General features: G+C 46.6%; 10 protein-coding genes. 8 read left to right on the forward strand and 2 right to left on the reverse strand.

All coding sequences use genetic code 11. The features are described 5' to 3' along the window. Positions 1–258: 258 nt before the first annotated feature. The 3 genes from RM811_RS20795 to RM811_RS20805 are packed head-to-tail and all read left to right on the forward strand — an operon-like array spanning position 259 to position 2,210. Complete coding sequence (locus RM811_RS20795; protein WP_402527862.1) at positions 259–837, forward strand: lysophospholipid acyltransferase family protein; 579 nt, start codon at positions 259–261, stop codon at positions 835–837. A gap of 35 nt (positions 838–872) precedes the next feature. Continuing rightward, the gene (locus RM811_RS20800; protein WP_402527863.1) at positions 873–1,598 is read left to right on the forward strand and encodes a hypothetical protein; all 726 of its coding nucleotides are present in this window, start codon (positions 873–875) and stop codon (positions 1,596–1,598) included. Further along, complete coding sequence (locus RM811_RS20805) at positions 1,599–2,210, forward strand: hypothetical protein (RefSeq protein ID WP_402527865.1); 612 nt, start codon at positions 1,599–1,601, stop codon at positions 2,208–2,210. It abuts the gene before it with no gap. Positions 2,211–2,420: 210 nt separating this feature from the next. Here the strand turns inward: RM811_RS20805 and RM811_RS20810 are convergent, their stop codons facing one another. After that, positions 2,421–2,861 (reverse strand): group II truncated hemoglobin, encoded by a 441-nt coding sequence (locus RM811_RS20810; RefSeq protein ID WP_402527867.1) that lies wholly within the window; start codon positions 2,859–2,861, stop codon positions 2,421–2,423. Positions 2,862–3,072: 211 nt separating this feature from the next. Between RM811_RS20810 and RM811_RS20815 the strand changes: the two genes are divergently transcribed. Further along, positions 3,073–3,819 carry an NYN domain-containing protein gene (locus tag RM811_RS20815; protein WP_402527869.1) on the forward strand — a complete coding sequence of 249 codons (747 nt, stop codon included), beginning with the start codon at positions 3,073–3,075 and terminating at the stop codon, positions 3,817–3,819. A gap of 68 nt (positions 3,820–3,887) precedes the next feature. Here the strand turns inward: RM811_RS20815 and RM811_RS20820 are convergent, their stop codons facing one another. Continuing rightward, the gene (locus RM811_RS20820) at positions 3,888–5,288 is read right to left on the reverse strand and encodes a DEAD/DEAH box helicase (protein ID WP_402527870.1); all 1,401 of its coding nucleotides are present in this window, start codon (positions 5,286–5,288) and stop codon (positions 3,888–3,890) included. A gap of 251 nt (positions 5,289–5,539) precedes the next feature. Here RM811_RS20820 and RM811_RS20825 point away from each other — a divergent pair, with 251 nt between their 5' ends. From RM811_RS20825 to RM811_RS20840, 4 genes are all read left to right on the forward strand, one after another. Further along, complete coding sequence (locus RM811_RS20825) at positions 5,540–6,415, forward strand: low molecular weight phosphatase family protein (protein ID WP_402527871.1); 876 nt, start codon at positions 5,540–5,542, stop codon at positions 6,413–6,415. A 38-nt stretch (positions 6,416–6,453) separates the two neighbouring features. Continuing rightward, complete coding sequence (locus RM811_RS20830; protein ID WP_402527873.1) at positions 6,454–7,305, forward strand: MIP/aquaporin family protein; 852 nt, start codon at positions 6,454–6,456, stop codon at positions 7,303–7,305. Between the two features lie 177 nt (positions 7,306–7,482). Continuing rightward, entirely contained in the window at positions 7,483–8,538 is a 1,056-nt protein-coding gene (locus RM811_RS20835; protein WP_402527874.1) for a methyltransferase domain-containing protein, read from the forward strand. A 67-nt stretch (positions 8,539–8,605) separates the two neighbouring features. Continuing rightward, a partial coding sequence (locus RM811_RS20840; protein WP_402527875.1) for a methyltransferase domain-containing protein occupies positions 8,606–9,597 on the forward strand: 992 nt, incomplete at its 3' end.

Genomic DNA, 9,597 nt, shown 5'->3' on the forward strand with positions numbered 1-9,597 from the left:
CTGACCTGCTGTTCCGTAGAAACTCCCTGACTGGATCGCTGGAATGCCTTACCAACAAATCAGCCATTGAGCTGAATGATGAGCTGCATGCTCACAATTAAGAGTCACAATTAAGGAATCGTCCTTAAGAGCGCTGCCCGCCGCCCGCTGCCCGCTGCCCGAAAAAGCCAGAACCGCTTGTGCTTTTACGGGGGGCGGGTAGCGGGTAGCGGGTAGCGGCCTTTTAAAAGCCTTATAGATCAGGTTTAAATAATAAAAATGCGTCATACGATTTTTGATACACCCATCGTTAATAGCTGTTTTCGCCTTTTATCCCGTATTGGCTTAAAACTATTTGGCTGGAAGCTTGAAGGTCAGCGCCCTGCAGCCCGAAAGTACGTTATTATCGCCGCCCCACACACCAGTAACTGGGACTTTGTCCTGACCATTGCCTTCGCCTTCTGTTTCCAAATGAAAGTATTCTGGATGGGTAAAAGCAGCCTGTTCAAGGGGCCACTTGGAGGAATAATGAAGTGGCTTGGAGGTGTACCGGTTGAGCGTGGCAAAGCTAACGGGCTGGTTCAGCAGATGGTAGACAACTTCCATAACTACTCAGACTTCGCCATTGCCATTCCTCCTGAGGGTACTCGCAGCAAGGTCCGACAGTGGAAAAGTGGCTTTTACCACGTGGCTCATGGAGCTGGAGTCCCGATAGTGCTGGGTTTTCTCGATTTTAAAAAGAAGGTTGGCGGTTTTGGCCCCATGTTCTTCACTACAGGCGACTATGAGTCTGACCTGGAAAAAATACAGGAATTTTATCAACATATGACTGGTAAAAATCCAAAACAGTTTGCTTAGGCAAACCTTTCAAGCATATATGGCTACATAATTTCGTGCAGCCATTTTTTTTACCTGAAAGAAACAATATTTATTTCAACATAGTACCATTGAGCTATTTAATAATAAGGCCGTCTAAACCTGACAACAAATCAGTACCAAAGATAAACAGTCCGAAAACATCGAGTAAAATTATACCATTTACAGTCTCCCCTACCACCTCTCAACCTAAATATGCAGGATTGTTAAATTTTTATAATATTTACAATAGTAGTAACCAAAAAACTAAAGCTGCACATACACCCACTGACCAAACAAAACCTTCGGACAAAAGCCTTTTTGATCATAGCCCACAAAAAATCACCCCTGTCTTTTCCAACCTGACAACATTCACTCTTAATACAGAACTACCTCCTGATTTACAACTAAAACTTAATGGCATTAAAGAAGACTGCACTAGCGATGAAGAAATTGTAGAAATACTCAACGGCCATGGAACCTTATACAATCGACTCATAATTTTTCTTATTAAATTCAACAAGTTCATAATTAAAGAACGATATACTCCGCAGAAAATCAAAAAAATTGAGTCAGCAATAAATGTTTTATTAACCAAAGGAAAGGTAAATCTAACAGAAGCACTTGGAAGAGACCTCAATCATCTGGAAGATAATTACTTAAAGGGAGACTGGAGACCAAGCAAAGAAGACTTGTTATTTTTTAAAAAAGACAGTCAAAACAAAAAACGTCAACTTGATATAGGCGAATTTCATCCAAAATGAATGAAAGAGCTAGAGATCATCAATGATACCGCTACTATAAAAGCAATCTGTGTTTCAGAAGCAATCCTTGCTTACTGGAATTTTCGTCATTCAGCCGCCAACACCAAGAGAAGCCAAGTAACGGATGATATTATAAGGATGAAGGCTCCTGCTCTTCATAACTGTCTGAATGAAATCAGAAGACTGAAGAGAGAAGCTGAAAAACCGGCCACCGGACTAACTTCCTCACCATCAGCCTTATCCCAATTCCAAATTGCAGCTATTTCTCAACGTTTGAATTATGTTGATGAAATAGCTAACAAATGCAATGAAAAAAACCCTGATTTTAAGATCTATCACTGGGATCAGTCAAATAACAAGGATCACAAGCCTGAAAAGCAGATAAGAACTTCCCAATCAGCCGAACCCAAGCAGCTGAAGCAAACAGATACTGATATTTCACGTGCCTCAACTTTATTTAATGCCAGTGACACTCCTTTCACTGTTAATAACGAACGCAAGAAAAAGCAGTTTAAATTTTACACAACGGATTCCTCAAGAAAACGAAAGCTAAACCATCCATTTCCAATGTCATCAACCGAGACAAAACTTCCAGAAAAAAGAAAAAAATAATGTCATTTAGAAGCAGACCAAGAGGCCAAAAGCAAAGCTTACCAAATGAAAAAAAATAACATCTCTGGTAGAGAGCATCAGGGAGTTCATTAAAAACAAAGAAAACAAACTGAACTCAATATTTCCATCAGACAGTAAAACCAATTCAGGCCGCGCAGAAGTAATAACAGCGCTTGATGAACTTAGTCAATTGAATACTGCTTACCGAAATCAATTTAACAGACCGCAATCCTCTTTTTCAGGTTTCAAAACGCTACATAAATACAAAGACACAACAGACGCCGATAAAAAAAAGGCAAGTTTGAAAGACTCCACCCTTCCGAAAAATGTTAAACCACTGGCACCTACCTGATCAAGTGCCTTATCCCAGCAACAGAGCCACTGATCGCGGGCTGACTCACTGATTTCATAGGGCTTGTGCGGATCAGTTAAACAGACAGTTCCGTACTTCTCCAGGTAATGATGAGGGCCTCCCAGCCAGCCACTGAGGTATTCATAAAGTTTCTCTTTAACGTCGGTCAGCGAGCGGGCGTGCATCTTTCGAATATGCTCAGCTTCCGGCAGGTCATCCATGGCATCATAAAATGCATTGGCCAGGGCTCGAATACCTTTATCTTCACCCAGCAGGTGGTAGGGAGTCTGTTCAGTCATTGTTATTAATCTCCGTTTGCCGAATGGCAAGCCATACTTCATTACTGCTGAGCGCAGCTTAATGGGGACATTTATCAATCTCAAGCACAAACGTACTATATGCCTGTTGACCAGGCATCCATACATTAAGAATCACCGCTTTTGCAAATTCCTGTGAATCAGTGGACACTGGTCACAAGGTGAAAAGAATAAAAAGTAACAGGGAATCCCGATGGCAGAGTCAAACCAGAAAATCGCTTTATTTATTGATGCTGATAATGCCCCCGCCAGAAAAATTGAAAAAATTCTCTCGGAAATGGCCAAATATGGTGTAGTCAGTATTCGCCGCGCTTATGGCAACTGGAAGAGTCACACCATAAAGGGATGGGAAGAGCAGCTTCATGAGTACGCCATCCAGCCCATCCAGCAATTCGACCTGACTAAAGGCAAAAATGCCACCGACATGGCCATGACCATTGATGCCATGGATACTCTTTATACAAAAAAAATGGATGCCTTCTGCATTGTTTCTTCTGACAGCGATTTTACGCCGCTGATTATGCGATTACTGTCTGAAGGTAAAGTTGTCTATGGTTTTGGTGAACGCAAAGCGCCATCACCCTTTGTAAATGCCTGTTCTCGCTTTCTTTACCTGGATGAACCCGAAGCCGAAGCCGATTCGGAGAAAATCCCCGAAAACAGCAAGAAAAATGGCCATGAGTTGAAAGCCGATACCAAACTCATGACCCTGATACGCAATGCTATCGACACAGAACAGGATGATGATGGCTGGGCTTATCTTGGCCGAATAGGCGCGGTTATAGCCAACCAGGCTTCCTTTGACCCCCGAAACCACGGATATAAAAAACTGGGAGACCTGATCAGAGCGGTTGACCTGTTTGAAACTCAGGTTATGGATAACAATCAGATGTGTGTTCGGGATAAACGACGGGGAAATCATATTCAGGCTGGAAGCTGATTGTTCTTTGCTTCCAGCGTCTTTTCCCACGCTGGAGCGTGGGAACCAGGAGGTAAGAACTCAGAGCGTTATGCTGAGTAAGGTGAGCTTTGCGAACTGCCCCCTTGACGCCGCCCTGGCTTACGGCTGTTCTCGGTAAATACGCGACCGGAAGCACCATTGCCTTCCGGTTTTCTACCCGCTTTACCGGCACCTTGATGATTTTGATGATGCTTTCTTTCAGAGGGGCTGTTCTTACTTTCGGAGTCTCCCTGACGCCCCCGACCCATTGCCTGTGGTTTTTTAGGCTTCTTTGGCCTGGAAGCCTTATTGGAAAGCTGGGTAACCGGAACCGCATTGACCGGCTCAAAGCCAGCAATCATTTCTCTTGGTAATAGCTCATTGATCAGCCGTTCAATATCCTGAAGCTGCTTGCTCTCATCTGCACAGACCAGTGATACCGCTTGCCCTTCAGAACCCGCCCGGCCAGTGCGGCCAATTCGATGCACATAATCTTCAGGAACATTGGGCAAGTCAAAATTAACCACTTGTGGCAACTGGTCAATATCCAGCCCCCGGGCGGCGATATCCGTCGCCACCAGCACCGTAATTTCATTACTCTTAAAGTTGGCCAGTGCTTTGGTACGGGCTCCCTGACTCTTATTACCGTGAATAGCCGCGGCCTGAATACCCTTCCCTTCCAGATGACGGGTCAATCGATTCGCACCATGCTTGGTTCTGGTAAATACCAGTACCTGACTCCAGTTATTTTTCCGGATCAACTGGGTTAACAACGCTGGCTTCTGATTTTTATCCACGGGATAAACCCACTGCTGAACGCTCTTGGCAGGGGTATTTCGCGGAGACACAGAGATCTCCACAGGCTGATTAACAATGGTCTTGGCCAGTTGCCGTATTTCATCCGAGAAGGTTGCGGAGAACATCAGATTCTGACGACGCTTGGGCAACAGTGCCAGAATACGGCGAATATCGTGAATAAAGCCCATATCCAGCATCCGGTCAGCTTCATCCAGAACCAACACTTCCAGATGCTTAAACTTCACCGCATTCTGATTGTACAGATCAATTAATCGTCCTGGCGTAGCCACCAGAATGTCTGCCCCCCGGCGCAGGCTGATCATTTGGGGGTTAACTTTTACCCCGCCAAACACCACAGCAGAGCGAATCGGCAAATGCCGACCATACGTCTCGACACTTTCTCCCACCTGAGCCGCCAGCTCCCGGGTTGGCGTCAGAATCAACGCACGCACCTGATTTGGCCCGGCGCGCTCTCCCCTGCTTAACAGCTCCAGAATAGGCAGCGTAAAACCTGCCGTCTTCCCGGTACCCGTCTGTGCTGCGGCCATCACATCCTGACCTTCCAGTACAGCAGGAATAGCTTCAGCCTGAATAGGGGTAGGTTGGTCATAACCCTGCTCAGTAATGGCTTGCAGGATAGGAAGGGAGAGCCCTAGATTGGCGAAGGTCATGAAACTGTCTCATTAAGGGTCACCATTATTAGCAGTGACTTTTCCGGAGGGGTCGGTAGCATACAGGGAGTAGCTGTTATATACCATTCTGGGCGGTAAAAAATTCACCAAGCCTTACCCTGGCTTGCAAATGGATTCTGCAAAACGGAACCCTATAAGGCACTGGTTCCTTTATTAGCAATCAATCATCCCTGCAGACAATAATTAAACTAGTCTGATGCAGCTAATGCTATCAGGTATGTACTTGCCAAATGCTCCGATTCACTACCCTGACTCCACCAGTACTCCTGCTGACCCTGCTGTTTATATCAGGGCATGGAATACCGGCAGAGATAACAGACGCCCCCCCCAATGATCGAAGACCGCCTTCTGCAAATGAGTCGGCAAGGGGGCGATCTTATGAAACACGTGCTACTGACAAGACAGTGCATGCCCACCATCAGCCACTGTGTCAAATCAGTCCGGGCTGCCGGCAACCAGCCAGAGACCTGTTGCTCCATAAATCACTGAACAGCACCGTAGACAATCTCCTTGGTGATTTCTCCGGTATCTCTGAAGAACGCAGGAAAAAGCTGGATCATCTGGCCAATATCATCAGTGGTCAGCGATCTGCCGGGCAGACCGTAGAACTGGTATTTATCTGTACCCATAACTCCCGACGCAGTCATATGAGTCAACTGTGGGCCGCTGCGGCTGCGGCCTTCTTCGGGGTCAGTCAAATCATCACCTACTCCGGGGGTACCGAAGTATCCGCTTTTAATCACCAGGCCGTAGCTGCACTTCAGCGCGCCGGGTTTAGCATTGCCCCCATTTCGCCGGCTTTACAGCCTTCTTTGCACAACCCTCACTACCAGGTCAGCTTCTCCCCGGACAGACCCGCCATAACCGTGTTTTCCAAAAAGTATGATGCGCCGGTAAATCCGGAAAAAGATTTTGTCGCGGTGATGACCTGCGATCATGCCAACAACACCTGTCCGGCGATTGCCGGTGCCTCGTTCCGTATTGCCCTCCCCTGGGCTGACCCGAAAGAGGCAGATAACACCCCGGAGGCTGCCAGTCGCTACGATGAGCGAGTCCGGCAGATTGGTTCAGAAATGCTGTACCTGTTTGCCCGGGTATCGGGCTGACTGGAATAAGTCACCGTCTAGAGAGGAGGATGATCTGAATGAATTACCTGAAGGGCTTTGCCGGAGAATTTATCGGCACATTTATCATTGTTTTATTTGGCTGCGGCTCCGTGGCCGTGACGGTGTTATTTTCTGCCCATACCGGTCTTTTCCAGGTAGCCATGGTCTGGGGGCTGGCGGTAACGCTGGCTATCTATGCAACCCGGCGGCTTTCCTGTGCCCATCTCAACCCGGCAGTGAGTATTGCCATGGTGGTCAGTCGCCGGATGTCTGTGACATTGCTTCCCTGCTATCTGGTGGCCCAGTTTGCTGGCGCGTTTGTTGCGGCAGCCCTGCTTTATCTGCTGTTCTCCAGCTCCATCATGCAGTATGAGTTAACCCATGAGATTGTCCGTGGTACCCAGTCGTCTATAGCCAGCGCGATGATGTTTGGGGAGTATTACCCTAACCCCATGGCCGGACATATTGCCTCAGTGTCCACAACCAATGCGTTTTTTGCCGAGTGTACCGGCACCTTTGCCCTGGTATTTATGATTCTTGTCCTTACCGAAGGCTGCAACACCGGGCGGCCGGATCAGGCGCTGGCTCCCTTCTTCATTGGTTTGACCGTTGCCGCCATCATCTCAATTATCGCACCACTGACTCAGGCAGGCCTCAACCCGGCCAGAGATTTATCACCCCGGTTACTGGCCTCACTGTTCGGCTGGGGGGGGGCCGCTTTTCCCGATAATCATTATGGTTTCTTTACTGTCTATGTTGCTGGCCCCATTACCGGGGGTATTCTCGCGGCGTTATGTTTTACGGGGATTATTGAACCTTTGATGAATAACGCAGCTGCGGATGATTGTAAAAGTGACGGTGCGGATTCAAAAACAGCTTTGAGTGACTGATGAATAGCCTTTAGCTAATTCTTAAGGAGCGATTTCCATGAAAACATAACTCAACACTCGGGAACGAAAAAGTCGGAGCGAGAGACATTACTAATTAACAAAGTGGAATGTTTTATGACAACAACGGCAGCAGCAGTACCAACAACAACAACAACAACGAGTACAGCACTGGCAGCAATGATACTGGATACTACTACCACCAATAAAACTGGTGGCTGCTGTAAAAGCAGTAGTTTTAATCGAGAGATATCAGTAGAGGATAATTCATGCAAAAAACTACCATCCAAAAATGAATCAGCTCATAAGCCAGAGGGTGTGAGCTGCAGTAAAGATCCCGCCAGAACCAAGGATCTTCCAGGTAGATCCTGCTGTGGTCGTTCCAGCAATACACCAACCTGCAAAACATCCAGAAATGAATCAGCTGTTACGCCAGAAAAGTACTACAATGATCTCGGAGGAAATGAGAATCTTCAGACGGGAGCCTGCCGCGCAAATGAGGAAAAAATGCCAGAGTACCTCCAGGAACCTGCAAGTAAAATCCCCGAAGAAATCAATGAAAATACTTATGGCTGCGGGTTTCCTTTCTCTACTACCCAACTAAAAAATATGAAAGACTCCTTAGTGGTTGATCTTGGCTGCGGTGCAGGCAGGGATGTTTATCTTTATGCCTTTCTGGTAGGTGAAGGAGGCCGTGCTACGGGTATTGATACGAGTAAAAATCAACTGGCCATTGCCAAAAAATATCAGCTTCAAATGGCAGAAGCATATGGCTATCAAAACAGCAATACGGAGTTCATAGAGGATAAGAACGAAAACTTGATAAACACAGGCATTAAAATTAGCTCCGTTGATATATTTACTTCAAATTGCGTTCTTAACCTCTCAGACTGTCCAGAAAAAATATTCAGTGCGATGCTTCTGCTACTTAAAGCCAACGGCACGGTGTACTTATCTGATGTTTTTCCCGATAAGCCCGTATCCGATGAAATTAAAAATGATGATGAACTACGAAATGAATGTTTAGCTGGCAATACCTGGGAGCATACCAAGGCGTTATTAAATGATAAGACACCTTCGGGGTACCGACTGACGTTCAAGGAGATAGCCTCAGATAAAATAAAACTTGCCAACCCCAATGTTGAAAAGAAGGTTGACAATATTACATATTATTCCAAAACCATTGAGATAACTAAAGTAGCAGAAAATCCTCAGGAACAGGAAAAACCGGCTTAACCCGTCCCCTTAATGACTATCAGAGCAGGGAGGCTCGGTATCCCCACATGAAATGAAGGTTACTCTAATGAATACCCAATCCTCAGAACATGAGGCACTTAAAGAATACTATGGTCGTGTTCTTGCCGGAACAAAGGACCTTAAAACCAACGCCTGCTGCTCCGATCCCGGTATGATACCTTTTCCCGTCCGGGATATTCTGAAACAAATCGACCCGGAAATTACTGACCGTTTTTATGGTTGCGGCTCGCCAATCCCACCGGCTGTGGAAGGATGCACGGTGCTTGATCTTGGCTGCGGTACCGGCAGGGACAGTTATATTCTTGCCAGCCTGGTGGGCGAACATGGCTCGGTGATCGGTGTTGATATGACCGATGAACAGCTATCGGTTGCCAGAGAACATGTGCCTTCCATGATGAAAAAGTTCGGTTTTCAGAAACCCAATGTGGACTTCAGAACGGGTTATATTGAAGATCTGAAAACTACGGGAATAGAAGATGATTCCGTTGATGTGGTTATTTCAAACTGCGTTATAAACCTCTCCCCCCACAAAGAAGAAGTCTTTAAAGAGATCTTTCGGGTGCTTAAACCCGGTGGCGAACTGATCTTCTCCGATGTTTTTGCCAGCCAGCGGATACCTGATTCCTTAAAAGATGACCCGGTGCTGATGGGTGAGTGTTTGAGCGGTGCTTTGTATATTGAAGATTTCCGTCGCCTGTTAAATAAGCTGGGGTGCCCGGACTACCGGCTGGTATCCGGCAGCTCAATATCCATTGCCAACCCGGACATCGAAAAGAAAATTGGCAATATCGGTTTTCAGTCCCTGACGGTTCGGGCATTCAAACTGGATAATCTTGAAGACATCTGCGAAGACTACGGTCAGGTAGCGGTCTATAACGGAACGGCTCCGGGGCACCCACACTTTTTCCAACTGGACGACCATCACTGCTTCATCAATGGTAAACCGATGCTGGTGTGTGGCAATACCGCCGCCATGGTGCAGGATACCCGGTATGGCAGCCACTTTACGGTCTATGGCAACCGGCACATTCATTACGG

Origin of the sequence: Endozoicomonas sp., from assembly GCF_031844845.1 — a bacterium.
GTDB lineage: Bacteria > Pseudomonadota > Gammaproteobacteria > Pseudomonadales > Endozoicomonadaceae > Endozoicomonas.

What these genes read in the sequence shown, in the direction of transcription:
- RM811_RS20795 (WP_402527862.1), top strand. Translation starts at nt 259, where the DNA reads ATGCGTCATACGATTTTTGATACACCCATCGTTAATAGCTGTTTTCGC.
- RM811_RS20805 (WP_402527865.1), top strand. Translation starts at nt 1,599, where the DNA reads ATGAAAGAGCTAGAGATCATCAATGATACCGCTACTATAAAAGCAATC.
- RM811_RS20810 (WP_402527867.1), bottom strand. Translation starts at nt 2,861, where the DNA reads ATGACTGAACAGACTCCCTACCACCTGCTGGGTGAAGATAAAGGTATT.
- RM811_RS20815 (WP_402527869.1), top strand. Translation starts at nt 3,073, where the DNA reads ATGGCAGAGTCAAACCAGAAAATCGCTTTATTTATTGATGCTGATAAT.
- RM811_RS20820 (WP_402527870.1), bottom strand. Translation starts at nt 5,288, where the DNA reads ATGACCTTCGCCAATCTAGGGCTCTCCCTTCCTATCCTGCAAGCCATT.
- RM811_RS20825 (WP_402527871.1), top strand. Translation starts at nt 5,540, where the DNA reads ATGCTCCGATTCACTACCCTGACTCCACCAGTACTCCTGCTGACCCTG.
- RM811_RS20830 (WP_402527873.1), top strand. Translation starts at nt 6,454, where the DNA reads ATGAATTACCTGAAGGGCTTTGCCGGAGAATTTATCGGCACATTTATC.
- RM811_RS20835 (WP_402527874.1), top strand. Translation starts at nt 7,483, where the DNA reads ATGATACTGGATACTACTACCACCAATAAAACTGGTGGCTGCTGTAAA.